This window comes from Variovorax sp. 350MFTsu5.1, from assembly GCF_048302515.1.
Lineage (GTDB): Bacteria > Pseudomonadota > Gammaproteobacteria > Burkholderiales > Burkholderiaceae_C > Variovorax > Variovorax guangxiensis.
Map to the genome: position 1 here is coordinate 1597011 of NZ_CP157620.1, position 24216 is coordinate 1621226.

The 24216-nt window shown below is 68.8% G+C and carries 25 protein-coding genes and 1 pseudogene; 6 read left to right on the top strand and 20 right to left on the bottom strand.

Annotated elements, in window-relative coordinates:
* Positions 1–92 precede the first annotated feature (92 nt).
* Complete coding sequence (locus ABL843_RS06915; RefSeq protein ID WP_418119400.1) at positions 93–725, bottom strand: OmpA family protein; 633 nt, start codon at positions 723–725, stop codon at positions 93–95.
* A gap of 354 nt (positions 726–1079) precedes the next feature.
* On the opposite strand from ABL843_RS06915, the pseudogene ABL843_RS06920 reads away from it, so the two are divergent.
* A pseudogene (locus tag ABL843_RS06920) lies at positions 1080–1328 on the top strand (hypothetical protein); the annotation flags it as partial.
* 92 nt (positions 1329–1420) lie between these two features.
* Here the strand turns inward: ABL843_RS06920 and ABL843_RS06925 are convergent.
* The 15 genes from ABL843_RS06925 to ABL843_RS06995 form a co-directional block, all read right to left on the bottom strand.
* Positions 1421–1981, bottom strand: a complete 561-nt coding sequence (locus ABL843_RS06925) for a methyltransferase family protein (protein ID WP_418119401.1) — start codon at positions 1979–1981, stop codon at positions 1421–1423.
* A 28-nt stretch (positions 1982–2009) separates the two neighbouring features.
* Positions 2010–2768: an SDR family NAD(P)-dependent oxidoreductase gene (locus ABL843_RS06930; RefSeq protein ID WP_418119402.1), complete on the bottom strand. Its 759-nt coding sequence runs from the start codon at positions 2766–2768 to the stop codon at positions 2010–2012.
* 29 nt (positions 2769–2797) lie between these two features.
* Entirely contained in the window at positions 2798–4870 is a 2073-nt protein-coding gene (gene paaZ, locus ABL843_RS06935) for a phenylacetic acid degradation bifunctional protein PaaZ (RefSeq protein WP_418119403.1), read from the bottom strand.
* A gap of 153 nt (positions 4871–5023) precedes the next feature.
* On the bottom strand, positions 5024–5755 hold the full coding sequence (locus ABL843_RS06940; protein WP_418119404.1) for an ABC transporter ATP-binding protein: 732 nt from the start codon (positions 5753–5755) through the stop codon (positions 5024–5026).
* Positions 5752–7662, bottom strand: a complete 1911-nt coding sequence (locus tag ABL843_RS06945) for an ABC transporter permease subunit (protein WP_418119405.1) — start codon at positions 7660–7662, stop codon at positions 5752–5754. Before ABL843_RS06945 ends, ABL843_RS06940 begins: the two co-directional genes overlap by 4 nt.
* The gene (locus ABL843_RS06950; protein WP_126023079.1) at positions 7659–8687 is read right to left on the bottom strand and encodes a branched-chain amino acid ABC transporter permease; all 1029 of its coding nucleotides are present in this window, start codon (positions 8685–8687) and stop codon (positions 7659–7661) included. Before ABL843_RS06950 ends, ABL843_RS06945 begins: the two co-directional genes overlap by 4 nt.
* Positions 8688–8858: 171 nt before the next feature.
* Complete coding sequence (locus tag ABL843_RS06955) at positions 8859–10004, bottom strand: ABC transporter substrate-binding protein (RefSeq protein WP_184635247.1); 1146 nt, start codon at positions 10002–10004, stop codon at positions 8859–8861.
* 170 nt (positions 10005–10174) lie between these two features.
* On the bottom strand, positions 10175–11260 hold the full coding sequence (gene paaE / locus ABL843_RS06960) for a 1,2-phenylacetyl-CoA epoxidase subunit PaaE (protein WP_418119406.1): 1086 nt from the start codon (positions 11258–11260) through the stop codon (positions 10175–10177).
* 13 nt (positions 11261–11273) lie between these two features.
* Entirely contained in the window at positions 11274–11798 is a 525-nt protein-coding gene (gene paaD / locus ABL843_RS06965; protein WP_418119407.1) for a 1,2-phenylacetyl-CoA epoxidase subunit PaaD, read from the bottom strand.
* Positions 11795–12574, bottom strand: a complete 780-nt coding sequence (gene paaC, locus ABL843_RS06970) for a 1,2-phenylacetyl-CoA epoxidase subunit PaaC (RefSeq protein WP_418119408.1) — start codon at positions 12572–12574, stop codon at positions 11795–11797. Before paaC ends, paaD begins: the two co-directional genes overlap by 4 nt.
* Before the next feature lie 10 nt (positions 12575–12584).
* Positions 12585–12881 carry a 1,2-phenylacetyl-CoA epoxidase subunit PaaB gene (gene paaB / locus ABL843_RS06975; protein WP_126023084.1) on the bottom strand — a complete coding sequence of 99 codons (297 nt, stop codon included), beginning with the start codon at positions 12879–12881 and terminating at the stop codon, positions 12585–12587.
* The gene (gene paaA / locus ABL843_RS06980; RefSeq protein WP_126023085.1) at positions 12878–13888 is read right to left on the bottom strand and encodes a 1,2-phenylacetyl-CoA epoxidase subunit PaaA; all 1011 of its coding nucleotides are present in this window, start codon (positions 13886–13888) and stop codon (positions 12878–12880) included. The genes paaB and paaA overlap by 4 nt, the downstream gene beginning before the upstream one ends.
* A 38-nt stretch (positions 13889–13926) precedes the next feature.
* Entirely contained in the window at positions 13927–15237 is a 1311-nt protein-coding gene (paaK, locus tag ABL843_RS06985; RefSeq protein ID WP_184635255.1) for a phenylacetate--CoA ligase PaaK, read from the bottom strand.
* 11 nt (positions 15238–15248) lie between these two features.
* The gene (paaI, locus tag ABL843_RS06990) at positions 15249–15713 is read right to left on the bottom strand and encodes a hydroxyphenylacetyl-CoA thioesterase PaaI (RefSeq protein ID WP_418119409.1); all 465 of its coding nucleotides are present in this window, start codon (positions 15711–15713) and stop codon (positions 15249–15251) included.
* A 4-nt stretch (positions 15714–15717) separates the two neighbouring features.
* A complete protein-coding gene (locus tag ABL843_RS06995) occupies positions 15718–16521 on the bottom strand; it encodes an enoyl-CoA hydratase-related protein (RefSeq protein WP_418119410.1) in 804 nt (267 codons plus the stop codon).
* Positions 16522–16689: 168 nt separating this feature from the next.
* Between ABL843_RS06995 and ABL843_RS07000 the strand changes: the two genes are divergently transcribed.
* Together ABL843_RS07000 and ABL843_RS07005 are read left to right on the top strand one after the other, a co-directional pair.
* Positions 16690–17292: a phenylacetic acid degradation protein PaaY gene (locus ABL843_RS07000; protein ID WP_126023089.1), complete on the top strand. Its 603-nt coding sequence runs from the start codon at positions 16690–16692 to the stop codon at positions 17290–17292.
* A gap of 73 nt (positions 17293–17365) precedes the next feature.
* Positions 17366–18004: a TetR/AcrR family transcriptional regulator gene (locus tag ABL843_RS07005; protein WP_126023090.1), complete on the top strand. Its 639-nt coding sequence runs from the start codon at positions 17366–17368 to the stop codon at positions 18002–18004.
* On the opposite strand, the gene ABL843_RS07010 is transcribed toward ABL843_RS07005, so the two are convergent.
* From ABL843_RS07010 to ABL843_RS07025, 4 genes are read right to left on the bottom strand one after another with little or no spacing between them, the layout of a single operon-like run.
* Entirely contained in the window at positions 17988–19025 is a 1038-nt protein-coding gene (locus tag ABL843_RS07010) for a VWA domain-containing protein (RefSeq protein WP_126023091.1), read from the bottom strand. The two genes, ABL843_RS07005 and ABL843_RS07010, sit on opposite strands and share 17 nt — an antisense overlap.
* Positions 19022–20011 carry a DUF58 domain-containing protein gene (locus tag ABL843_RS07015; protein WP_418119411.1) on the bottom strand — a complete coding sequence of 330 codons (990 nt, stop codon included), beginning with the start codon at positions 20009–20011 and terminating at the stop codon, positions 19022–19024. Before ABL843_RS07015 ends, ABL843_RS07010 begins: the two co-directional genes overlap by 4 nt.
* On the bottom strand, positions 19992–21011 hold the full coding sequence (locus ABL843_RS07020; RefSeq protein WP_418119412.1) for an AAA family ATPase: 1020 nt from the start codon (positions 21009–21011) through the stop codon (positions 19992–19994). Before ABL843_RS07020 ends, ABL843_RS07015 begins: the two co-directional genes overlap by 20 nt.
* Before the next feature lie 44 nt (positions 21012–21055).
* On the bottom strand, positions 21056–22066 hold the full coding sequence (locus ABL843_RS07025) for a S1C family serine protease (protein ID WP_418119413.1): 1011 nt from the start codon (positions 22064–22066) through the stop codon (positions 21056–21058).
* Positions 22067–22163: 97 nt separating this feature from the next.
* Here ABL843_RS07025 and ABL843_RS07030 point away from each other — a divergent pair, with 97 nt between their 5' ends.
* From ABL843_RS07030 to ABL843_RS07040, 3 genes are all read left to right on the top strand, one after another.
* A complete protein-coding gene (locus ABL843_RS07030; protein ID WP_418119414.1) occupies positions 22164–23024 on the top strand; it encodes a TatD family hydrolase in 861 nt (286 codons plus the stop codon).
* A gap of 132 nt (positions 23025–23156) precedes the next feature.
* Positions 23157–23576 (top strand): hypothetical protein, encoded by a 420-nt coding sequence (locus ABL843_RS07035; RefSeq protein WP_126023096.1) that lies wholly within the window; start codon positions 23157–23159, stop codon positions 23574–23576.
* 101 nt (positions 23577–23677) lie between these two features.
* Complete coding sequence (locus ABL843_RS07040) at positions 23678–24211, top strand: DNA-deoxyinosine glycosylase (protein WP_126023097.1); 534 nt, start codon at positions 23678–23680, stop codon at positions 24209–24211.
* The last annotated feature ends 5 nt before the right edge of the window (positions 24212–24216 follow it).

Genomic DNA, 24216 nt, shown 5'->3' on the forward strand with positions numbered 1-24216 from the left:
GAGGGGGCGTCGGCCCTGTGTCGGCGGCTCTATCCGGACAGGGCCGCCTCCGGCCGGCAGCGGCCGGCAGCGGCCGGGGCTTACTGTCTCGCCTACTGCGAGACGGGCTTCAGGTAGATCTCGACGCGGCGGTTCTGCGTGCGCCCGTCCTCGGTGGCGTTGCTCGTCACGGGCTGGGTCTGGCCTCGTCCTTCGGTCGTGAGGCGCGCGCTCTTCACGCCATGGTCGACCAGGTAGGCACCCACGCTCTGCGCGCGGCGCTGCGACAGCGCCATGTTGTGCTCGGCATTGCCGGTGCTGTCCGTGTGGCCGACGACGCGTGCGTTGATGTTGGGCTCCTGCGCGATCGTCTGGGCCACGCCGTCGAGGACATTGCGGAAAGATGGCCTGATGGTGGCGCTGTCGGTGTCGAAGGTCACCTGGCTGGGGATGTTGAGCTTCAGCGAGCCGTCGGGCTGATCGATGATCTGCGTGCCGGTGTCGGCGGTCTGGCTGCTGAGCTTGTTGCGGATGGTGGTCCAGTTGTAGCCGACACCTGCGCCAACGGCGGCGCCGACTGCCGCGCCGATGGCTGTGCTCTTCCTGTCGCGGCCGATGAGGTTTCCCACACCCGCGCCTACCGCCGCGCCGGCACCGGTGCCGACGGCCGTATGGGTTGCTTGCTCGGATGCGCAGCCTGCGAGGAGCGCCGCGACGATGGCGAGCGAGGTCATTGTGATTTTCATGTTCTTCCCTTTTCGATGTTTCTGATCCGGATCGGCGACGTCCGCGGTCTGCCGCGTCGGCGCTCGATCCGAAGGGAACAACTCATGCACGCTCACTCCGGTCGACAGCGTTGGCCTCGCGGAGGCCGCGAAGCCTCATCTCTTTCATGCGGCCGTGAAATAGGTCTCGCGCCGTACGGCTCGTCACACATCCGGGTGAACATTCGTCAACTGCATTGCAGCGCGGGCGTTGGTCGCTGCATGCACGTGCTTTCGTGCGATCCACAAGGAGCGATCTTGAAGAAGACCCTTTTCCTGCTGGCGGCCAGTTCCGTCCTTGCCGTCTCCGCCTTTGCTCAACAGCCATCCGCTCCCGCGACGACCGCCCCTGCAGCCACATCGCCCGCTGCCGCCGCGCCTGCCCCGGCAGCGACCAAGCCCGCCGCAGCACCTGCCGCCGCCGCTCCCGCGGCGGTACCCGCCGCCGGCCAGGTGTGGGTCAACGGCAAGGTCTATCACTGCGCCAACGACAAGTACTTCGGCAAGACCAAGCGCGGCTCGTACATGTCGGAAGCCGATGCGAAGGCCAAGGGCGCGCACGCCGCCCACGGCAAGGCTTGCTGAGCATCGAGGCCACGTGAAAAGCGCCCCTGACGGGGCGCTTTCTCCTTGGCACAGCGAAAGGCCTCGCGCTCTCTACAGCGGGGCGGCAGGTCCTAGAACACGAACGGTATGAAGCGCCGCGTGCCGCGCATGTACGCGCGGTAGTCGTCGCCGAAGTGCGCGATGCACTCCTGCTCGTCGCGCAGGGCGGTCATGAACAGCAGCAACGTGGCCGCGAGCACCAGTGCCAGCGTGAGCCAGGTGAACTGCTTGAGGAAGGCGCCCCAGGCCAGCAGCATCAGTGCGGTGTACATGGGGTGGCGGATGTAGCGGAAGGCGCCGCTGCTGACGATGGCCGATGTCTTCTCGAAGCCGTACAGGGCCGGATCGTCGTTGCGCGCGTCGCTGGGCTTGCCCTGCGCCTTGAGCAGCCGCACCGCGTGGATCGGCAGCCAGATCGACAGCACGAAGAAGAGCGAGGAAATGATCTGCCTGGCCGAGAACGGATCGTCATGCCACACGGGCAGGTTCAGCACGATCAGCACCAGCATGCATTCCCACGCGAAGAAGCGGTAGAAGCCGTGCGAGCCCGGCTGGCTCAGCGGGCCGCGCGACACGTACACCAGCGCGGCCGTGCCGGCGACGAGGAGGAAGATCTGGATCCAGAAGAGCATGGCCGGCGAATTTACACGGCCCGAAGGCTCAGCCCGAAATGGAGAAGCCGCCGTCAACGGGAATTGCGGTTCCCGTCACGTAGTCCGACGCGGCGCTTGCCAGGAACACGGCGGTGCCGGCGATGTCGCCCGGCTGGCCCCAGCGGCCGGCGGCGGCGCGGACCTTGACGCGCTCGTACAGGCCGGGGATCTGGCTGCGTGCGCCGTCGGTCAGCTCGGTCTCGAACCAGCCCGGCAGGATCGCGTTGACCTGGATGTTGTCCGCCGCCCAGGAGAGCGCCGTCGACTTGGTGAGCTGCACGATGCCCGCCTTGCTCGCCGCATAGGCCGGGGCGTAGGGCGCGCCGAAGATCGACATCATCGAGCCGATGTTGATGATCTTGCCGCCGCCCGCGGCCTTCAGGTGCGGATGCGCGGCGCGGCTGCACAGGAAGGCGCTGGTGAGGTTGGTGTCCATCACCTTGTGCCACTCGTCCAGCGCGAGCTGGTCGACCGGCTTGCGCACCGTGGTGCCGGCGTTGTTGACCAGGATGTCGAGCCGGCCGCAGCGCGCGGCGGCGTCGTCGAAGAGCTTGCTCACCGAGGCCTCGTCGCTCACGTCGGCCTCGAGCGCGAAGCTGTCGCTGCCCAGCGCCCTCAATGCCTCGACTGCCGCGGCCGACTTCTGCGCGTTGCGCGCCGCGACGATGACGCGGGCGCCGGCCTTGGCCAGTCCCTGCGCCATGCCGAGGCCGATGCCTCCGTTGCCGCCCGTGACGAGCGCGACTTTGCCGGTGAGGTCGAACATGGAGAACTGGGAAGACGACGAAGAGGACATCAGGCGGTGGCCGAGGCGGCGGGTGCTTCGGGCTTCTTGGAAACGAGGGTCAGGATATCGTAGCTGGCGACCAGCTCGCCGTCCTGGTTCGTCACCTCCACGTCCCATGCCACCACGCCCTGGCCCTGGCCGCTCGCGTCCTTCTTGTTGCGGTCGATCTTGCGCTTGCAGGTCAGGCGCGCGCGGATGGTGTCGCCGATCGCCACGGGCTTGGTGAAGCGCAGCGTGTCCAGGCCGTAGTTGGCCAGCACCGGCCCCGGCGCGGGCGACACGAACAGGCCCGCGGCCGCCGACAGCACGAAGTAGCCGTGCGCGATGCGCTTGCCGAAGGGCGATTCCTTGGCCGCCACCTCGTCGAAGTGCATGTAGAAGTAGTCGCCCGAGATGCCGCCGAAGGCCACGATGTCGGCCTCGCTCACGGTGCGGCGGTGCGTGAGCAGCGAATCGCCGACGCGCAGGTCCTCGAAGTAGCGGCGGAAGGGGTGCACCTCGCTCTCGCGCACGGCAGCGCCGCGCACGTGCTCGCCGGTGATGGCGGCCAGCATGGTGGGCGAGCCCTGCACGGCGGTGCGCTGCAGGTAGTGCTTCACCGCGCGCAGGCCGCCGAGCTCCTCGCCGCCGCCTGCGCGGCCGGGGCCGCCGTGCTTGAGCTGCGGCAGCGGTGAGCCGTGGCCGGTAGATTCGGCGGCGGCCTCGCGGTCCAGCACCAGCAGGCGGCCGTGCCATGCGGCGGCCACCGGAATCGCCTTGGCGGCGGTGGCCGGGTCGCGCGTGACCAGCGTGCCGACCAGGCTGCCGCGGCCGCGCGCGGCCAGCGCCAGCGCCTCGTCGATGCCGTCGTAGGGCATCAGCGTGCTGACGGGGCCGAAGGCTTCCACGTCGTGCGCTGCGTCGTGCTCGAGCGGCTGGCGGCTCAGCAGCAGCGTGGGCGCGAAGAAGGCACCTTCGCCCACGCCGTCGCCCACGGGCGAGAAGCCGTCGCGCTCGCCGTAGACCAGCTCGGCACCCTTGAGCAGCGTCGCCACGCGCTCGGCCACGTCGGCCTGCTGGTCGCGCGAGGCCAGCGCCCCCATGCGCACTTCCTCGCGCGAGGGGTCGCCCACGACCGTCTTCGCGAGCCGCGCGCGCAGGCGCTCGGCCACGGCGTCGAGGTGCTGGCGCGGCACGATCGCGCGTCGGATGGCCGTGCACTTCTGGCCGGCCTTGATGGTCATCTCGCGCGCCACTTCCTTCACGAAGAGATCGAACTCCTCGTCGTCGGGCGTCACGTCGGGCGCGAGGATCGCGCAGTTCAGCGAGTCGGCCTCGGCGTTGAACGGGATCGACTGGCGCACGATGTTCGGATGCACGCGCAGCTTCGCGGCCGTGTCGGCCGAGCCGGTGAAGGTGACCACGTCGGGCCCTTCGAGCCGGTCGAGCAGGTCGCCCGTGCTGCCGATGACCAGCTGCAGCGCACCCTCGGGCAGGATGCCCGACTGCAAGATCAGCCGCACCAGCGCTTCGGTCAGATAGCTGGTGGCGGTCGCCGGCTTGCCGATGCAGGGCATGCCAGCGAGGAAGCTGGGCGCGAACTTCTCGAGCAGGCCCCACACCGGGAAGTTGAACGCGTCGATGTGCACCGCCACGCCGCCGCGCGGCACCAGGATGTGCGTGCCCGCGAAGCCGCCCTTCTTGCCCAGCGGGAAGGCCGGGCCCTCGTGCACCAGGTTGCCCGAGGGCAGCTCGTTGGTGCCGATGCCGGCATAGGCGCTCAGCGTGCCGGCGCCGCCTTCGATGTCGATCCAGCTGTCGGCGCGCGTCGCGCCCGTGTGGGCCGAGATGGCGTAGAGCGTTTCCTTGTTCGCGGCGAGGAACTTGGCCAGGGCCTTCAGGCGCTCGGCGCGCTGCTGGAAGTCGAGCTTCATCAGCGCGGGAATGCCGGTGCGGCGCGCGTACTGCAACGCCTCGGCGAAGTCGATGGCCTCGGCGTGCGTGGCGGCCACGGGCTTGCCGTTGACGGCGCTGCGCAGCTGCTGCGCGGCCTGCTGGCCGATCCAGCGGCCGGCGATGTAGCTTTGGAGGGTGGTGGTCATGGTGCGTGTCCTTTCGCGGTGTCTGTCTTGCTCCTCCCCCCCTCTGGGGGAAGGTTGGGATGGGGCAGGCGGCATCGGTTCTGCGCAGTGCCTTCCCGGCCGCCGCATGCCCCCACCCCGGCCCTCCCCCAGCGCGGGAGGGAGGAATTCAGCTCACTCTTTCTTGCCGATGCCCAGATAGGTATCGATGATCCGCTGGTCATGCAGCAGGTCGCGCGCCTTGCCTTCGAGCGCCACGGCGCCCATCTCCAGCACATAGGCGCGGTCGGCCACCTGCAGCGCGGCGCGGGCGTTCTGCTCCACCAGCAGCACCGACACGCCGTGGCTGCGCAGCTGCGACACCACGCGCAGCACCTCGCGCACCACCAGCGGGGCGAGGCCCAGCGAGGGCTCGTCGAGCATCAGCAGGCGCGGCCGCGCCATCAGCGCGCGGCCGATGGCCAGCATCTGGCGCTCGCCGCCGGAGAGCGTCGATGCCATCTGCGCGCGGCGTTCCTTCAGGCGCGGGAAGATGGCGAAGATCTCGTCCATGCGCGTGCGCTGGTCGCGCTTGCCCTTGCGCCACTGGTAGAAGCCGCCGAGCAGCAGGTTGTCTTCGACCGACATCTCGCCGAACAGCTCGCGCCGCTCGGGCACCAGCGCGACGCCGCGCGCCACCATGGTCTCGACGCTGGGGCGCGAGACGCGCTCGCCGTCCAGCAGCAGCTGGCCGGTGGAAGGCAGCAGGCCCATCGCCGCGCACAGCAGCGTGGTCTTGCCGGCGCCGTTGGGGCCGATGACGGTGACGATCTCGCCCTCGTTCACCTGCAGGCGCACGCTGTGCACCGCTTCCACGGTGCGGTAGGCCACGCAGAAGCCGTCGAGTTCAAGCAATGGGTGGCTCATCGTGCGTCTTCCAGCAGTTCGTCGTCGGCGCCGCCCAGATAGGCTTCGAGCACGCGCGGATTGGCCTGCACTTCGGCGGGCGTGCCGGTGGCGATGACGGTGCCGAACTCGAGGACCGTGATGCGGTCGGCGAGGTTCATCACGAACTCCATGTCGTGTTCCACCACCAGGATGCCCAGGCCCTCGGCGCGCAGCTGCGCGAGCAGTTCCGAGAGGGCGCGCTTCTCCAGGTGGCGCAGGCCGGCGGCGGGTTCGTCGAGCAGCAGCACCGAAGGCTGGCCGGCGAGCGCACGGGCGATCTCCACCACGCGCTGCTGGCCGAGCGAGAGCGACGCGGCGGGCGTGTCGGCATGTGCGCCGAGGCCGCAGCGTTCGATCTGCCTGCGGGCTTCGGCCATCAGCGCGGCCTCTTCGGCGCGGTCCAGGCGCAGCATGGCCGACAGCCAGCCGCGCTTCGCACGCAGGTGGGCACCGAGCGCGACGTTCTCGACCACGCTGCGCTGGCCGAGCAGCCGCACGTGCTGGAAGGTGCGGCCCAGGCCCAGCGATGCGAAGGCGCGCGAGGGCTTGCCCGACATCGGCTGGCCCACCAGGCGCACTTCGCCGGTGGTCGGGTCGTCCACGCCCGAGATCATGTTGAAGAAGGTGCTCTTGCCTGCCCCGTTGGGGCCGATGAGGGCATGCACCTCGCCGGCTTTCAGCGTCATCGAGATGTCGTTGTTGGCCACCAGGCCGCCGAAGCGCTTGCTCACGCCGTCGGCCTGCAGCAGCAGCGTGCCGGCGGCCGGCACCGCGCGCTGCGCGAGCTGCACGGTGGTCGATGCGGCGGGGCCGGCACCGGCCGCGCGCGGCACTTCGCGCACCCAGCGGCGCGACAGCCGCGCGAGCGTGGGCCACAGGCCGTCGGCAAAGCGCTGCAGCACGAAGAGCATCAGCAGGCCGAACACAACCACCTCGAAGTTGCCGCTGGTGCCCAGCAGCGCGGGCAACACGTCCTGCAGCTTTTCCTTCAGCAGCGTGATCAGCGTCGCGCCCAGCACCGCGCCCCAGAGGTGGCCCGCGCCGCCGACCACCGCCATGAACAGCATCTCGATGCCGATGTTCAGGTTGAAGGGCGTGGGATTCACGAAGCGCTGCATGTGGGCATAGAGCCAGCCAGAGATGGCCGCGAGCAGGGCCGCCAGCACGAACAGCTTGATGCGGTGGCGCGCAGTGTCCACGCCCATTGACTCGGCCATCAGCCGGCCGCCCTTGAGCGCGCGGATGGCGCGGCCCTCGCGCGAGTCGAGCAGGTTGTGCATGGCCCACAGCGCCAGCAGCAGCACCGCCCAGATCACCACGCCCAGCATGCGCGGCGTGGCGAAGGACACGCCCGCCACCACCAGCGGCGGAATGCCGGTGATGCCGGTCTGGCCGCCGAGGAACTCCATGTTGCCCAGCAGGAAGTACAGGCTCAGGCCCCAGGCGATGGTGCACAGCGGCAGATAGTGGCCCGAGAGCTTGAGCGTGACCGCGCCGAGCGCCCAGGCCAGCGCGAAGGTCAGCGCCAGACCGAGCAGCAGGCCCAGCCACGGCACCAGCGCCGAGCCCGCGAGGCCGCCGAGCCAGCCGGCGGCGGTTGGCGAGGTGCAGATCCATGCGGTGGCGTAGGCACCCATGCCGACGAAGGCGGCCTGGCCGAAGGAGGTCATGCCGCCCACGCCCGTCAGCAGCACCAGGCCCACGGCCACCAGCGCGTACAGGCCGATGTTGCTGAGCACGCTGACGGTGAACTCGGGCAGCCAGCCCCAGGCCAGCGCGAGCGCGACGATGAAGACGAGGGTGAGCACGCGCGGCGTCACGAGCGGGCGGGCCTCGGGTGCCGCACTGGCGGCTGCGGGAGCGGTGGTCGGTGAAGACGGGTTCATTCCTCGTCCTCCACGTGATGGCTGTTCAGCGAGCGCCACAGCAGCACCGGAATGATCAGGGTGAAGACCAGCACTTCCTTGTATGCGCTGGCCCAGAAGGAAGAGAAAGCCTCCAGCAGGCCTACCAGCAGCGCGCCCGCGAGCGCCAGCGGATAGCTCGCCAGCCCGCCGACGATGGCGGCCACGAAGCCCTTCAGGCCGATGAGGAAGCCGGTGTCGTAGTAGACCGTGGTGATCGGTGCGATCAGCAGGCCCGAGATGGCGCCGATGACGGCGGCCAGCGCGAAGCTCAGGTCGCCTGAAAGTTCGGTGGGAATGCCCGACAGCCGTGCGCCCACGCGGTTGATGGCGGTGGCGCGCAGCGCCTTGCCGACCATCGAGCGGCCGAAGAACCAGAACATCGCGATCACCAGCACCAGCGTGACGCCGACCACCACCAGCGACTGGCCGTTGACCGGAATGCCGCCGAGGTCGAAGCGCATTTCAGAGAACGCGCTGGTGCGCGAGCCCTCGGCGCCGAAGAAGAAGAGGCCCAGGCCGACCAGCACACCATGCAGCGCCACCGACACGATCAGCAGCATCAGCACGCTGGCATCGGCCAGCGGGCGGTAGGCGACGCGGTACAGCAGCGGGCCCAGCGGCGCGATCAGCACCAGCGTGGCGATCGACTGCATTGCGAGCGAGGTAGGCTTGAAGCCGAGCACCAGTACCGCAGCGATGGCCGGAAAGGCCACGCACCAGGTCAGCGCCGAGCGCCAGTCGACGGTGGCGCCGCGCTTCCAGCGCCAGGCTTCCACCACCAGCACGATGGCGGCAAGCGCCAGCAGCAGCCACAGCGTGGAGGGCGCGCGCCCGCCCTGCAGCGCGGCCATCGACAGCGCACCGAAGGCGACGAACTCGCCCTGCGGGATGAAGATCACGCGCGTGACCGAAAACACCAGCACCAGCGCGAGCGCCATCAGTCCGTAGACCGCGCCGTTCACGATGCCGTCCTGCCCCAGCAAAAGGGCAATCTGCAAATCCATATAAAACCCTCGGGCTCGGCCCTTGTATCGAGTCAGTGCGTTGCGTTGCTCCTTCCCCCTCTGGGGGAAGGTTGGGATGGGGGCACTCCCGCGCTCAATGCTGCGCGAAGTTCAATGCCGTCGAGCCCCCACCCCGGCCCTCCCCCAGCGGGGGAGGGAGAAAGCGCGGGATCAGGGCTGGTACTTCCAGGCGCCGTTCTCGATCTTGACCATGACGCGTGCACGCTGGTCCAGGCCCAGGTGGTCCTGTGCGGTCATGTTGAACACGCCATGCGCGCCGGCCACTTCCTTGGTCTGCTCCAGTGCGTCGCGCAGCGCGGCGCGGAACTCGGGCGTGCCGGGCTGCGCCTTCTTCAGCGCGACGGGCACGGCCGAGCTCATCAGCAGGCCGGCGTCCCAGGCGTGGCCGCCGAAGGTCGAGACCGAGCCCTTGCCGTAGGCGGCTTCATAGGCGGACACATAGGCGAGCGCGGACTTCTTCACCGGGTTGCTGGCGGGCAACTGGTCGGCCACGAGCACCGGGCCTGCGGGCAGGAAGGTGCCTTCCACGTCCTTGCCGCCCACGCGCAGGAAGTCGGCGTTGGCCACGCCGTGGGTCTGGTACATCTTGCCGGTGTAGCCGCGTTCCTTCAGCGTCTTCTGAGGCAGCGCGGCCGGCGTGCCGGAGCCGGCGACCAGCACCGCGTCGGGCTTGGCGGCCATGATCTTCAGGGCCTGGCCGGTCACCGAGGTGTCGGTGCGTGCGTAGCGCTCGTTGGCCACGATCTTGATCTTCTTCAGGTCGGCGGCCTTGGCGAACTCCTGCGACCAGCCTTCGCCGTAGGCGTCGGAGAAGCCGATGAAGGCGACGGTCTTCACGCCGTTGGCGGCCATGTGCTCGGCGATGGCCAGCGACATCATGATGTCGTTCTGCGGCGTCTTGAACACCCACTTCTTCTTGGCGTCCATCGGCTCGATGATGCGCGCCGATGCGGCCACCGAGATCATCGGCGTCTGCGCCTCGGCGGCCACGTCGATCATGGCGAGCGAGGCCGGCGTGGTGGTCGAGCCCAGGATCACGTCGACCTTGTTCTCCGCGATGAGCTTGCGCGTGTTGTTGACGGCCGCGGTGGTGTCGGAGGCGTCGTCAAGCACGATGTAGTTGATCTTCTGCCCGCCGATCGTCTTGGGCATCAGCGAGATGGTGTTCTTCTCGGGGATGCCCAGCGAGGCTGCCGGGCCGGTGGCCGAGATGGTCACGCCGACGTTGACGTCGGCCCAGGCCGCGAGGGCCGTGGCGCACAGGGCGGCGGTCAGCAGGGGCTTGAAGAATTTCATGTTGCTTTGTCTCCGGGTTGAAAATCGATTGAGGCCTGAAGTATCTCCGTTGCAGGTGTCTTTTTCAGGGCACCCGTGGAACCGGCTTTGCCGGGCCACCGGGTGCGCCCCCTTGAGGGGGGATCCGGAGCGACACGAAGTGCGCGGAGATTCGGGGGTGGGTTCATCTTTCAGCGCTCGTCGAACGACAGCGTGACGCGTTCGGTAAGGGGGTGCGCCTGGCAGGTCAATACGAAACCCGCGGCGACTTCATTCTTGTCGAGCGCGAAGTTTCTTTCCATGCGGACTTCCCCGTCCACGCACTTGGCGCGGCAGGTGCCGCACACGCCGGAGGTGCACGAGAACGGCACTTCGAGCCCCGCGGCCGATGCCGCGTCGAGGATGCTGGGCTGGCCTTCGGTGAAGGTGATCTCGCGCTGCAGCCCGTCGCGCACGATGACGATGCGCGCCTGCTTGGCGTCACCGGGCTGGGCTTCGTGCACCACCGCGCCCACCTGGGTGGCCGAGGGCAGCGCGACGCCGAAGCGCTCGATGTGGATGCGGTCTTCCGGCACGCCCGCGGCCAGCAGCGCGGCCTCTGCCTCGTCGTTCATCTGGAAGGGGCCGCACACGTACACATGGTCGATGGCCGCGGCCGGCACCACGCTCGCGAGGAACTCGCCGATCTTCTCGCGGTTCATCACGCCGAAGCCCAACGGCGAATCGGTGTGCTCGTCGGAGAACACGTGCTGCAGCACGAGGCGCGTCATGTAGCGGTTCTTCAGGTCCTCGATTTCTTCCTTGAACATCGTGGACTGCAGCTGGCGGTTGCCGTAGATCAGCGTGAAGCGGCTGTGCGGCTCGCGCGCCAGCACCGTCTTCATGATCGACAGGATGGGCGTGATGCCGCTGCCGCCGGCAATGCCGACGTGATGGCGCGCCGAGCCCGGCTCGATGGGCACGAAGAAGCGGCCCTGCGGCGCCATCACCTGGATGGTGTCGCCGGGCTTCAGGCTCGCGTTGATCCAGTTGGAGAACACGCCGCCGCGCACCTTGCGCACGCCCACGCGCAGCTCGCCGTCGTCGAGGCCGGCGCAGATCGAATAGGAGCGGCGCAGGTCCTGGCCGTCGATGTCGTGGCGCAGCGTGAGGTACTGGCCCTGCGTGAAGCCGAAGACCTGCTGCAGATCGGCCGGCACCTCGAAGGAGACGATGACGGCCTCGGCCGTGTCGGGCTCGATGGCCTTCACGCGCAGGGGATGGAAGAGGGTGCTCATCGCGGGGGAAGTCTCAGATGGGTTTGAAGTGTTCGAAAGGCTCCTTGCACGCCATGCAGCGGTACAGGGCCTTGCAGGCGGTGGAGCCGAAGGCCGACAGCCGCTCGGTGCGCTCGCTCGCGCAGCGCGGGCAGGCGATGCGCTCGCCGGCGATGCGGCCGAAGAGCCGGATCGGCATGGCGGTGTTGGCGGCCTGCTCCGCGTTCAGGTGCGCGGGCGGCGCGATGCCGTAGGCCTTGAGCTTGGCGCGGCCCTCGTCGCTGATCCAGTCGCTGGTCCAGGCAGGCGCGCGGCGCAATGTGGCGCGCGCGCGGCCGAGGCCGGCCTGCTCGACGGCGGCCAGCACGTCGTGCTCGATGGCCTCGGTCGCGGGGCAGCCGGAGTAGGTCGGCGTGAGCACGATCTCCAGGCCGTCGTCGTGCTCGATCACCTCGCGCACGATGCCGAGGTCGCACACCGACACGGCCGGCACCTCGGGGTCGGGCACGGTGTGCAGCACCGCCCATGCGGCATCGACGCGCGAGGCCAGGGCGTTCACCACACGCCTCCGGGGAAGGTGCGCTGCAGGTGCTGCATCTCCGCGAGGATGTAGCCCATGTGCTCGCTGTGCACGCCGTGCTTGCCGGTGCTGCGGAAGGCGGCTTCCTTGGGCATGGCGAGGCCGGCGGCGTCCAGCACCTGCTGCATCTCGGCGAGCCAGGGCTCGCGAAGTTCGCTCCATGCCGGGCCGAGGCCGCTCGCGCTGGCGGCGGCATCCACATCGTCGCTGAAGAACAGCTCGGGCATGTAGAGCCACAGCTGCTTCAGCGCCTTCTCGGTGCGGCGGCGCGATTCCTCGGTGCCGTCGCCCAGCCGCACCACCCAGTCGCCCGAGTGCTGCTGGTGGTAGCGCGCTTCCTTCAGCGCCTTGCCGGCGATGGCGGCCACCTCGGGGTCGTTCGATGCGGCCAGGCGCTGCCACAGCAGCTTCAGCAGCGTGGACACCATGGTGTTGCGCACCACGGCGAAGGCGAAGTCGCCGCGCGGCAGTTCGGCGATGGTGAGGTTGAAGTAGTCGCGCTCGTCGCGCAGGTAGGCGAGCTGATCCTCGTCATGCTCGCGGCCGGCGCCTTCGAGCTTGCCGGCGTGCGTGAGCAGCGCGCGGGCCTGGCCGACGAGGTCGAGCGCGATGTTGGCCATCGCGATGTCTTCCTCCAGCACGGGCGCGTGGCCGCACCATTCGCCCAGGCGCTGCGCGAGCACCAGGCAGGTGTCTCCGATGCGCAGCAGGTATTGCACGGAGGGCGTGCGGTTCAGTTCGATCGATGCTTGCATGGGGCGACGCTCACATGTGGTCGACCGACTTGGGCAGCGCGTAGAAGGTCGGGTGGCGGTACACCTTGTCCTCGGCCGGATCGAAGAACATGTCCTTGTCGCCCGGGTCGCTGGCCACGATCTGGTCGGAGCGCACCACCCAGATGCTGCTGCCTTCCTGGCGGCGGGTGTACACGTCGCGCGCCATCTGGATCGCCATCTTCGGGTCGGCGGCGTGCAGGCTGCCGCAGTGCTTGTGGTCCAGGCCGGCCTTGCTGCGCACGAACACTTCCCACAGGGGCCACTCTTGCTTCTGTTCGACGGTCATGCCGCCTCCTTCATAGGTTGTTTGTTGGCGTGGGCCAGCGCGGCTTCGCGCACCCATGCGCCGTCTTCCCAGGCGTCGACGCGGGCCTGCAGGCGTTCGCGGTTGCAGGGGCCGTCGCCGCCGATCACGCGCCAGAACTCGCTCCAGTCGATGGCACCGAAGTCGTGCGCCTGGCGCTCTTCGTTCCACTTGAGGTCGGGGTCGGGCAGGGTCACGCCGAGGATGCGGGCCTGCTCCACGGTGGCGTCGACGAACTTCTGGCGCAGCTCGTCGTTGCTGAAGCGCTTGATGCCCCAGCGCATCGACTGCGCGCTGTTGGGCGACTGGTCGTCCGGCGGGCCGAACATCATGATCGAGGGCCACCACCAGCGGTTGACCGCGTCCTGCACCATGGCCTTCTGCGCCTCGGTGCCGTGGGTCATCATGGTCAGCAGCGACTCGTAGCCCTGGCGCTGGTGGAAGCTCTCCTCGCGACAGATGCGGATCATGGCGCGCGCATACGGCGCGTACGAGCAGCGGCAGATCGGCACCTGGTTCATGATGGCCGCGCCGTCCACCAGCCAGCCGATGGTGCCCATGTCGGCCCAAGTCAGCGTGGGGTAGTTGAAGATCGAGCTGTACTTGGCCTTGCCGCTGTGCAGCGCCTCGAACATCTGGTCGCGCGAGGTGCCCAGCGTCTCGGCCGCGGCATACAGGTAGAGGCCGTGGCCGCCCTCGTCCTGCACCTTGGCCAGCAGGATGGCCTTGCGCTTGAGCGTGGGCGCGCGGCTGATCCAGTTGCCCTCGGGCAGCATGCCGACGATCTCGGAGTGCGCGTGCTGGCTGATCTGGCGCACCAGCGTCTTGCGGTAGTGCTCGGGCATCCAGTCCTTCGCCTCGATGAAGTCGCCGGCGTCGATGTGCGCGTCGAAGCGCTCCTCGAGGCGCATCTCCTCTGCGGAGCGCACGGCCTTCTGCTTGCCGTCGCCCGCGTCCTTGCCCATGGTGTCCATTGCCTGGGTGTACATGTGCGTGTCCTTTCGGTCGGTGTTGGAAGTGGCTTGTGTCAGCGCGGGCGTGTGTCGATCACGCGGCGCGCCTTGCCGGTCTGGGTGCGTTCCATCTCGTCGGGGCCGTGCACCACCACGCGGGTGGAGATGCCGATGAGCGTCTTCACGCGGTGCTGCAGCCAGTCGCCGATGGCGGCGCGATCGGCCGATGCGACATCCGCGGGCTTGAGCTCGCAGTGGATCTCGACCTGGTCGAGCTTGTCGGCGCGGCTCACGTGCACCTGGTAGAGGCCCGAGAGCGCCTGGTGCGCGAGCACGATCTCCTCCACCTGCGTGGGGAACACGTTGACGCCGCGGATGATCATCATGTCGTCGCTGCGCCCGACGATCTTGCCCATGCGGCGGAACGAGCGCGAGGTGGGCGGCAGCAGGCGCGTGAGGTCGCGCGTGCGGTAGCGCACGATGGGCATGGCCTCCTTGCTCAGCGAGGTGAAGACGAGCTCGCCTTCCTCGCCGTCGGCCTTCAGTTCGCCGGTCTCGGGGTCGATGATCTCGGGGTAGAAGTGGTCTTCCCAGATCACGGGGCCGTCCTTGCTCTCCACGCATTCGCTGGCCACGCCCGGGCCCATCACTTCGCTCAGGCCATAGATGTCGACCGCGTCGATGCCGGCCCTGGCCTCGATGTCGCGGCGCATGGCTTCGGTCCACGGCTCGGCGCCGAAGATGCCGACCTTGAGCGAGCTCTCCTTCGCGTCGAGCCCCTGGCGCTCGAACTGCTCGATGATCACCTGCATGTAGCTGGGCGTGACCATGATGATGTTCGGCTTGAAGTCCTGGATGAGCTGCACCTGCTTCTCGGTCTGGCCGCCCGACATCGGGATGACGGTGCAGCCCGCGCGCTCGGCGCCGTAGTGCGCGCCCAGCCCGCCGGTGAAGAGGCCGTAGCCGTACGACACGTGCACCATGTCGCCGGGACGGCCGCCCGCGGCGCGGATGGAGCGGGCGACGAGGTCGGCCCAGGTGTCGATGTCCTGCAGCGTGTAGCCCACCACGGTCGGCTTGCCGGTGGTACCGGAAGAGGCGTGGATGCGCGCGACCTTCTCGCGCGGCACGGCGAACATGCCGAAGGGGTAGTTGTCGCGCAGGTCGCTCTTCACCGTGAACGGGAACTTCGACAGGTCGGCCAGCGACTTCAGGTCGTCGGGGTGCACGCCCTTGGCGTCGAAGGCGCGGCGGTAGTGCGGCACGTTGTCGTAGGCGCGCTGCAGCGTGGTGCGCAGGCGGGCGAGCTGCAGCGCGGCGATCTCGTCGCGGCTGGCGGTCTCGATGGGCTCGAGCTCGCCGGGGGCGGGGCGTTTGACTGTCATTTGGTGTCTCCTCAGGCGGCTGCTGCGGCGGGCGGAACGGCCGGGCGGCCCTTGGCGGTGTAGGAGCGGCCGCGGAAGATCGCGACGCGCTCGCCGCGCTGGTTGGTGATTTCGGTGTCGTACACGCCGGTGCGACCGGCCTTCGACACCTCGTGGCAGCGCGCGGTGAGCAAGTCGCCCTCGCGCGCGGGCGCGATGAAGTCGATGGCGAAGCCCGAGGCCACGGTCAGCTCGTCGTACGAGTTGCAGGCGAAGGCGAAGGTCGAATCAGCAAGCGTGGCCATGAAGCCGCCGTGGCAGATGGCGTGGCCGTTGAGCATGTCGGGGCGCACGCGCATCTCGATGGTGGCCTGGCCGGGGCCGACCTCCACGATGCGCATGCCCAGGCCCTTGCTGGCGTTGTCGTTGGCGAACATGCCGTCGCGGACGTACTCGGCCGTCTGCTGGGGCGTGCGTTGCTGGTTGTTGTCGGTCATGGCTTCAGCGGTCCTTGAAGACGGGCGCGCGCTTGGCGCGGAAGGCTTCCACGCCTTCGCGGTAGTCATTGGCGTTGCCCATCTCGCGCTGGATGCGGGCTTCCTCGGCCAGCGCCGCGCTCAGGTCCATGTGCTGCGCGGCGGCCATGGCCTCGCGGGTGGCGACGAGGGCGCGCGTGGGCATGCCGGCGAGCTTCGATGCGAGCGCGGCCGCCGTTTCGGCGAGCGCTGCGTCGTCCACGCACTGCCAGATCAGGCCGATGCGCGCGGCTTCCTCGGCGGGCAGCTTGTCGCCGAGCATCGCGATGCCCAGCGCGCGCGCCGAGCCCACGAGGTGCGGCAGCAGCCAGGTGCCGCCGGTGTCGGGCACGAGGCCGATCTTGGTGAAGGCCTGGATGAAGCTAGCCGAACGACCGGCCACCACGATGTCGCAGCACAGCGCCAGGTTGGCCCCCGCGCCGGCGGCCACGCCGTTGACGGCGGCGATGACCGGCACCGGCATCGAGCGCAGTCGTGCGACCAGAGGGGCGTACCAGGTGGAGATGACGTGGCCCAGGTCCTTGGGCGCGGCGCCGGGCGTCGGGTCGGGTGCGACCGACGGGTCGGCCAGGTCCTGACCCGCGCAGAAGGCGCGGCCGGCACCCGTGAGCACCATGCAGCGCACGCTCTCGTCGGCTGCCGCGGCTTCCAGCTCGGCCATCAGCGCTTCATGCAATTGCGTCGTGAAGCTGTTGAGGGCAGCCGGCCGGTTCAGGCTCAGCGTGCGGACGGCACCGGCGTTGCTGGTGAGTACCAAAGGCTCAGTCATCGCTTGTCTCTTTCATCCTTATGGGTACGGGCCGGCGTGCAAACACTATTGACCGACCGTTCGGTTGATTTTAGGATCGACCTCGATGGCGGCACAAGGCGGCTCGATCAGGGCAAACCCTGAGAGCGCGCCGAAAGCCAGCCAAGGCAAGACAAGGAGACAGAGCGAATGCCCAGCTATTCCATCGACGGCGTGATCCCGGTCGTCGATCCGAGCGCCTACGTGCATCCCACGGCCGTGCTGATCGGCGACGTGATCGTCGGCCCCAACTGCTACGTGGGCCCGTGTGCCAGCCTGCGCGGCGACTTCGGCCGCATCGTGCTGGAGGAGGGCTCCAACGTGCAGGACCACTGCTGCATCCACGGCTTTCCCGACAACGACACGGTCGTCGAGGTCAACGGCCACATCGGCCATGGCGCGATCCTGCACAGCTGCATCGTGCGGCGCGACGCGCTGGTGGGCATGAACGCGGTGGTGATGGATGAGGCCGAGATCGGCGAGAAAGCCATCGTCGCCGCGTGCGCCTTCGTGCCGGCCGGCATGAAGGTGCCGGCGCGCACGCTGAGCGCCGGCATTCCGGCAAAGGTCAAGCGCGAGCTGAGCGAGGAAGAGATCGCCTGGAAGCTCGAAGGCACCCAGACCTACCAGGCGCTCACGGTGCGCAGCCTCGCGAGCCTGCGCGAGGTGGAGCCGCTTTCCAGCGTGGAGAAGAACCGCCCGAGCCTGCCGGCCACCGACGTGCGTTCGCTCATCGCGACGAAGCGCGGCTGAACCTCGCCGGGCTTCGGGCAAGATCGCGCGTTGCCTTCAACCCCAACACCGAAGAACCCAGGAACACGAACCGATGCCGCGTGGAAGATCCGCCACCTACGAGGACCAGCGTGAATTCATCCTCGCGCAGGCCGCCCAGCTGTTCGCGCGCAGCGGCTATCCCGCCACCTCGATGAACCAGGTGGCCGAGGCCTGCGGCCTCTCGAAGGCCACGCTCTACCACTACTACAAGGACAAGAGCAGTCTGCTCATCAGCATCGCGGAGACGCACGTGTCCAAGCTCGCGGCGCTGGTGGCCGAGGAAGAAGCCTCGACGCACACCGACGAGGAGCGCCTGCGCCGCTTCATCTACCGCATCGTCGAGGAATACGCCGGCGCCCAGGACGCGCACCGCGTGCTGACCGACGACGTGCGCTTTCTCGAAGAGGCCGACCGCGAGCGCGTGCTCGACAAGGAACGCGAGGTGGTCGCGGGCTTCGCGCGCGCGGTGTCGGCGCTGCGCCCCGGTGCGCCCAGCGACGACCTCGCCAAGCCGCTGACCATGCTGCTCTTCGGCATGATCAACTGGATGTTCACCTGGATGAAGCCCGACGGCCGGCTCGACCACGCGGCCATCGCGCCGATCGTGGCCGACCTGTTCCTCGGCGGCATCGGGGCGGTGAAGTCGCCCGAGGCGCCGGCGGCCCCCCGCGGCGCTAGAGAATCCGGTTGAACCAGAGCAGCGAGAGCCCGGCCGACAGCAGCGTAAGCACGGCCGCGCCCAGCGCGAAGAGCGCGGAAATTTCGGTTTCCTTCTTCTCCACCGTGAGCTTGGAGCTCAGCGTTTCGTAGACCTTCTTCAGGTCGTTCGCGGTGCCGGCGTAGAAGTATTCGGCGTTGGTCTTGTTGGCGATGGCCTTGAGCGTGTCCTCGTCGAGCCGCACGCGCATCGACCAGCCTTCGAAGCCGATGGTCTCGCCGTCCACCGTGCCCACGCCCACCGTGTAGATGCGCACGCCGCGGTCGGCGGCCGCCTTGGCCGCATCGAGCGGATCGACGCCGGTGGTGCGCTGGCCGTCGGTCAGCATGATGACCGCGGCCGAGGTGAACGAGCCCGGCGCCACCGGCGTGAACTCCTTGAGCTTCTTCTCGTTCTGGTCGATGGCCGCACCGCGCTGGCGACTGGGCGAGCTGAACTGCTCGACGTCGATGCCCGCGTCGGGGAACAGCGTGGCCAGCGACACCACGATGGCGTTGCCGGTGGCGGTGGCGCGCTGCAGCTGGAAGCTGTCGATGGCGGTCACCAGGTCTTCATGGTTGGTGGTGGGCAACTGCGCCACCTGCGCGCTGCCCGCGAAGGCGACGATGCCCACCTTCACGGTGCGCGGCAGGTCCTTGATGAAGCTCTTGGCCGCCTCCTGCGCCGCCACCAGCCGGTTGGGCTGCACGTCGGCCGCGCGCATGCTGCCCGATACGTCCATCGCCAGGATGATGGTCTGCTGGTTCGACGGCAGCACCACCACCGCCATCGGCCGCGCCGCGGCCACCAGCATCGCGGCCATGGCCAGCAGGAACAGCAGGGGCGGCAGGTGCCGCCGCACGCTCTGCCCGGCGCCCATGGCTTCTCGCACGATCGACAGGCTGGCGTAGCGCACCGCCAGCTTCTTCTTGCGCCGCAGCAGCCAGAGGTAGAGCAGGATCAGCAGCGGCAGCGCCGCCAGCAGCCAGAGGAATTGAGGCCAGAGAAAAGTCATGCTGCCACCGCCTTCAGGCCAGCCTGGCCGATGCGCGCGCGGCGCTTGCGCAGATCGGCGAAACGGACGATGGCTTCCACAAGGTCGTCATCGGTCGAGAGTTCGAGCGCGTCGACACCGGCCCGGGCCAGCGCCTCGCGCAATGTGTTCTCGCGCTCGGCCGCCAGCCGGGCGAAGCGCTTGCGGAAGCCCGCGTCGTGGGTATCGACCCATAGCTGCTCGCCGGTCTCGGCGTCGCGCAGCGGCACCAGGCCGAGGTCGGGCAACTCCAGCTCGAGCGGATCGAACAGGCGCACCGCGACCACCTCGTGGCGCTGCACCAATTGGCCCAGCGGGCGCTCCCAGCCGGGTTCGCTCAGGAAGTCGGACACCACGAACACGGTGGAGCGCCGCGGCATCAGGGTGGCGGCCGACTTGAGCAGGTCGGCCAGCCGCGTCATGCCTTTCTGCGCAGGCTCGGTGCCGGCCTTTCCGGCGCGCTTTTCCATCGCGTGCAGCAGGTGCAGCACATGGCGCCGCCCGCTGCGCGGCGGGATCACCGCTTCGAGATCGCTGCCGTAGACCAGCGCGCCCACCCGGTTGCCGTGCCGCGTGAGCAGCCGCGCCAGCACGCCGACGAAGCCCGCCGAGATCTCGCGCTTGGCTTTCAGGCCCGAGCCGAAGTCGACCGAGCGGCTCAGGTCGAGCACGAACCACGCGGCCATCTCGCGGTCTTCGGTGAACACGCGCACATGCGGCGTCTGCAGCCGCGCCGTGACGTTCCAGTCGATGTGGCGCACGTCGTCGTGGTGCTGGTATTCGCGCAGGTCGGCCAGGTCGAGCCCGGTGCCGCGCATCAGCGTGCGGTAGTCGCCCTGCAGCAGGCCGTCGAGGCGGCGGATCACGGTCCACTCGAGCCGGCGCAGCGCGCGCTCGGCCCCGCCGGCTTCGATGGCGAGCCGGTCGTCGTTGGCGGCCGCGGGGGCCTTACGCCACCAGCTTTTCATGTTCGAGCGGCTTGGGAGGAGCGGGTACTGCGCGCATGATCTTCTCGATCAGGCTGTCCGGCGTCAGGCCTTCGGACAAGCCTTCGTAGGAAAGCGTCACGCGATGGCGAAGCACGTCGGGCACCAGCGCCGTCATGTCTTCCGGCAGCGCGTAGCTGCGGCCGCGCAGCAGCGCCAGGGCGCGCGCGCCCTCGGTCAGGCTGATGCTGGCGCGCGGGCTGGCGCCGAAGGTGATGAAGCGATGCAGGTCCTTCAGTCCGTGCTTCTCGGGCGTGCGCGTGGCGGACACCAGCTTCACCGCGTATTGGATGAGCGACGGGTCGACGTACACGCGCCGCGCCTCGGCCTGCAGCGCCGCGAGCTGCTCGGTGGTGGCGACCGGCGTGGCGCTGACCGGCGGGCCGATCACGCGCTGGACGATGACGAATTCTTCCTCGTCGCTCGGGTAGTCGACCAGCACCTTCATCATGAAGCGGTCGACCTGCGCCTCGGGCAGCGGGTAGGTGCCCTCGGTCTCGATGGGGTTCTGCGTGGCCATCACCAGGAAGGGGCGCGGCACGCGGTGCGTCTCGCCGGCAATGGTGACCTGGCGCTCCTGCATCACCTCGAGCAGCGCGCTCTGCACCTTGGCCGGCGCGCGGTTGATTTCGTCTGCCAGCAGCAGGTTGGCGAACACCGGGCCCAGCGAGGTGCTGAAGTCGCCGGTCTTCTGGTTGTAGATGCGCGTGCCCACCAGGTCGGCGGGCACGAGGTCGGGCGTGAACTGGATGCGCTTGAACTGGCCGCGCACGGTGTCGGCCAGCGTCTTCACCGTGAGTGTTTTCGCCAGACCCGGCACGCCTTCGACCAGCAGGTGCCCGCCCGCGAGCATGGCGACCATCACGCGCTCCAGGAAGCGGTCCTGCCCCACGACCACGCGCTTCACCTCGTAGAGGATCTGCTCCATCAGTTCGGCCGTCCCGGCCGGCGTGGGGTTGGCGGTGGTCTCTGCTGTGCTCATGCGAAGGGCTTTCGAGAGGAAGAGAAGGAGGGGACTGGGCTGGTTCAGAATGGCGGCGAACCCGCGGCCGAGGCCGCGTTCTCGATGGGCACCGCGAAGCCGATGCCGATGAAGGTGCGCTGCTGCGTCGGATTGAGGATGGCGGTGACGATGCCGAGCACCTCGCCGTCCATGTTGATCAGCGGTCCGCCCGAGTTGCCGGGGTTGGCGGCCGCGTCGAACTGGATCAGGTTGCCCAGCTCCTGCTTGCCCTCGGGCGAGCGGAACGAGCGCTTCAGGCCCGACACCACGCCGGCCGACACCGAGGGCCCGATGCCGAAGGGAAAGCCCACGGCCGCCACCTGGTCGCCGGGGCGCAGGTCGGCGGTGGAGCGCATGGTGGCGGGGATCAGGTCGTCGGGAATCTTCTGCGCCTGCAGCACCGCGAGGTCGTTCTCGGGCTGCACGCCGGTGATGGTGGCGGGCGCCTCCAGGCCGTCGTAGAAGGTGACCTTGATCTTGTCGGCGCCGGCGACCACGTGCAGGTTGGTGAGGATCACGCCCTTGTCGACGATCACCACCCCCGTGCCCACGCCGCGCTCGAACTCGCCCGGCGCGCCGCCGTCGTTGGGCGCCTCGGGCGGCTTGCCCTTGGCCATGTTGCGCCCGCGCTTCTGGGTCTTGGCCTCGGGCGTGTTCTTCTCCTCGCCGTAGCTCACCACCCGCACCACCGAGGGCCGGATGATGTCGGCCGCCTTGGCCGCGGGCGAGGGCAGGGTGTTGGTCTGCAGCGTGCGCAGCACGGCCGCGTCGATGTCTTTCTGGGTGAGAACCTTGGTGCCAGGGCGCGGCGCCCAGAGCACGGCGCCGGCGACCAGCGCGGCCGAGAGTACGACGAGCAGCGCGAAGCTGCGGCGTCCGGGCTGCCAGCCTGCTTTCCTGACAGGAGTTTCGGGAGGTAGGGAGCCCGCGCCGGCCGTCTCGGGCGATGCCGGCGCATCCGCCCGTTCGGCCGCCTCGTCTGCGGCCGGTGGCTGCGTGCGGGGCGAACGGCTGTAGAAAGCGGGCCTGCGCATCGGAGTACCTCCGGCTTAAAAAATCGCAATCGCGTGTAGAGGAGTTCACAGTAGCACGCTTTCCGCGCCTGCGCATCCCATCGGGCATCATCGCGCGATGGCTACCTTCATCGATACCCACTGTCATCTGGACGCGCCCGAATTCGGTGCGGAGATGCCGGTGCTGCGCGCCCATGCCGCCGAGCGGGGGGTGGCGATGTGCGTGATCCCGGCCGTGGCCGTCTTCAATTTCGCCACCGTGCGCGAGCTGGCCCACGCGCAGGGCGATGCCTATGCGCTGGGCATCCACCCGCTGTGCACCGGCGAGGCGAAGGACGAGGACCTGGAAGCGCTCGACGCCGAACTCGCTGCCCGGCGCGACGACCCGAGGCTGGTGGCGGTCGGCGAGATCGGCCTGGACTACTTCGTCGAAGGGCTCGACGGCGAAAAGCAGGAGCGGTTTTTTCACACTCAGTTGCAACTGGCACGCAAGCACGGGTTACCCGTGCTCATCCACGTTCGGCGCTCGGTCGACAAGGTGCTCAAGCACCTGCGGCAGACGGCGGGCGGGCGGCCGTGGCAGGGCATCGCGCACGCCTTCAACGGCAGCGGGCAGCAGGCCGGCGCGTGCATCGAGCTCGGGCTCAAGCTCGGCTTCGGCGGCGCGGTGACCTTCGAGCGCGCCCTGCAGCTTCGGCGGCTGGCCTCCGCGCTGCCGATGGAATCGATCGTGATGGAGACCGACGCGCCCGACATCCAGCCGCACTGGATCTACCGCACGCAGGCCCAGCGCGATGCCGGCGAGCCGCAGGGGCGCAACGAGCCGGCCGAACTGCCGCGCATCGCCGAGGTGGTGGCCGATCTGCGGGGCATCGGCATCGATGCGCTGGCCGAAGCGACCACTCGCAACGCGGTCGCGGCGCTGCCGAAGCTCCAAAGTCTGCTGTCCGTGTCGGATGGCCGGAAACCCCTCGCGTAGGCCGATGCCCCGAGTTGCGTCCGGGCGTGCCAAGGGCCCGTTTTTGCTGTCATCCTTGAAGTTCGAAGTGGCGTTGGTTGTGCAGTGGCACATCCGTCACTCCCATACTTCACTCAAAAAAGGAGTTCTTTCATGACCAAGTCCTTTGTTCGTACCGTTCCCGTCGTCGTCGCCCTGGCGCTGGCATCCATCGGCCTGTCGGCCGTTGCGCAGACCGCAGCCACCACCGAGCCATCCACCACCGAGAAGGTGAAGGAAGCCGGCAAGGATGCGGTGAACGCCACCGAGCGCGGCGCGGAGAAGGCCTGGGACGCGACCAAGAGCACCACCAAGAAGGCCGTGAACGCTACCGAGCGCGGCTCCAAGAAGGCCTGGAACGCGACCAAGCGCACCACCAAGAAGGCAACCAACGCCACCAAGAACGCCGCCGCGAAGACCGGCGATGCCGTCGAGAACGCCGGCCACAAGACGGCCGACGGCATGCGTTCCACCGGCAAGGCGATCGGCGAGAAGATCCCCGGCACGGCCGAGAACGAAGCCGCCAAGAAGTAAACAGTTCCGGAACCCTTCCCGATCTCGCGAAAGAACCCGCTTCGGCGGGTTTTTTCATGGGCGCACGGGGCACGCGCCCGACAGTGGCACGATTGCCGACCATGAACCCCTCCGCCGCATCCACGGCCGCCGCGAGCCCGTTGCTCACGGGGCTCGCGCCCATCGTCTCGCCGGCCACCGTCGTCCTGATCCTGGGCAGCTTTCCGGGAGTGAAGTCGCTCGAGCGGCAGCAGTACTATGCACACCCCCAAAACCAGTTCTGGAAGATCCTGCAAGCCGTGTGGCCCGACATCCCCTTGCCCTCGGGCGCCGACAGCTACGGGCCGCGCTGCCGGTGGCTGCTCGACCGCGGCCTGGGCGTGTGGGACGTGTACGCGTCCTGCGAGCGCGAGGGCAGCCTCGACTCGGCCATCCGCGCGCCCGTGGCCAACGACATCGCCGGCCTGCACCTGCCGAAGCTCGCGGCCATCGCGCACAACGGCGGCGAGAGCTTCAAGCATGCGCGCCACACGCGCGCGCTGGGCGTGCCGGTCTACCAGCTGCCTTCCACCAGCCCCGCCAATGCGTCGTGGAGCTTCGAGCGCAAGCTCGCGGCCTGGCGCGAGGTGCTGGCTGCCCACAAACTAGTCGCCTGACCCGC

Excerpts from the sequence above, each read along its gene's own strand:
- ABL843_RS06950 (WP_126023079.1), bottom strand. The coding sequence starts at position 8,687 with ATGGATTTGCAGATTGCCCTTTTGCTGGGGCAGGACGGCATCGTGAAC.
- paaC (WP_418119408.1), bottom strand. The coding sequence starts at position 12,574 with ATGCAAGCATCGATCGAACTGAACCGCACGCCCTCCGTGCAATACCTG.
- paaI (WP_418119409.1), bottom strand. The coding sequence starts at position 15,713 with ATGACCGACAACAACCAGCAACGCACGCCCCAGCAGACGGCCGAGTAC.
- ABL843_RS07015 (WP_418119411.1), bottom strand. The coding sequence starts at position 20,011 with ATGAAAAGCTGGTGGCGTAAGGCCCCCGCGGCCGCCAACGACGACCGG.
- ABL843_RS06925 (WP_418119401.1), bottom strand. The coding sequence starts at position 1,981 with ATGCTCTTCTGGATCCAGATCTTCCTCCTCGTCGCCGGCACGGCCGCG.
- ABL843_RS07025 (WP_418119413.1), bottom strand. The coding sequence starts at position 22,066 with ATGCGCAGGCCCGCTTTCTACAGCCGTTCGCCCCGCACGCAGCCACCG.
- ABL843_RS07030 (WP_418119414.1), top strand. The coding sequence starts at position 22,164 with ATGGCTACCTTCATCGATACCCACTGTCATCTGGACGCGCCCGAATTC.
- ABL843_RS06945 (WP_418119405.1), bottom strand. The coding sequence starts at position 7,662 with ATGAACCCGTCTTCACCGACCACCGCTCCCGCAGCCGCCAGTGCGGCA.
- ABL843_RS07020 (WP_418119412.1), bottom strand. The coding sequence starts at position 21,011 with ATGAGCACAGCAGAGACCACCGCCAACCCCACGCCGGCCGGGACGGCC.
- paaE (WP_418119406.1), bottom strand. The coding sequence starts at position 11,260 with ATGAGCACCCTCTTCCATCCCCTGCGCGTGAAGGCCATCGAGCCCGAC.
- ABL843_RS06915 (WP_418119400.1), bottom strand. The coding sequence starts at position 725 with ATGAAAATCACAATGACCTCGCTCGCCATCGTCGCGGCGCTCCTCGCA.
- ABL843_RS07040 (WP_126023097.1), top strand. The coding sequence starts at position 23,678 with ATGAACCCCTCCGCCGCATCCACGGCCGCCGCGAGCCCGTTGCTCACG.
- ABL843_RS06955 (WP_184635247.1), bottom strand. The coding sequence starts at position 10,004 with ATGAAATTCTTCAAGCCCCTGCTGACCGCCGCCCTGTGCGCCACGGCC.
- ABL843_RS07010 (WP_126023091.1), bottom strand. The coding sequence starts at position 19,025 with ATGACTTTTCTCTGGCCTCAATTCCTCTGGCTGCTGGCGGCGCTGCCG.
- paaK (WP_184635255.1), bottom strand. The coding sequence starts at position 15,237 with ATGACAGTCAAACGCCCCGCCCCCGGCGAGCTCGAGCCCATCGAGACC.
- paaB (WP_126023084.1), bottom strand. The coding sequence starts at position 12,881 with ATGACCGTCGAACAGAAGCAAGAGTGGCCCCTGTGGGAAGTGTTCGTG.
- ABL843_RS07035 (WP_126023096.1), top strand. The coding sequence starts at position 23,157 with ATGACCAAGTCCTTTGTTCGTACCGTTCCCGTCGTCGTCGCCCTGGCG.
- ABL843_RS07005 (WP_126023090.1), top strand. The coding sequence starts at position 17,366 with ATGCCGCGTGGAAGATCCGCCACCTACGAGGACCAGCGTGAATTCATC.
- ABL843_RS06940 (WP_418119404.1), bottom strand. The coding sequence starts at position 5,755 with ATGAGCCACCCATTGCTTGAACTCGACGGCTTCTGCGTGGCCTACCGC.
- paaZ (WP_418119403.1), bottom strand. The coding sequence starts at position 4,870 with ATGACCACCACCCTCCAAAGCTACATCGCCGGCCGCTGGATCGGCCAG.
- paaA (WP_126023085.1), bottom strand. The coding sequence starts at position 13,888 with ATGTACACCCAGGCAATGGACACCATGGGCAAGGACGCGGGCGACGGC.
- ABL843_RS06930 (WP_418119402.1), bottom strand. The coding sequence starts at position 2,768 with ATGTTCGACCTCACCGGCAAAGTCGCGCTCGTCACGGGCGGCAACGGA.
- ABL843_RS06995 (WP_418119410.1), bottom strand. The coding sequence starts at position 16,521 with ATGACTGAGCCTTTGGTACTCACCAGCAACGCCGGTGCCGTCCGCACG.
- ABL843_RS07000 (WP_126023089.1), top strand. The coding sequence starts at position 16,690 with ATGCCCAGCTATTCCATCGACGGCGTGATCCCGGTCGTCGATCCGAGC.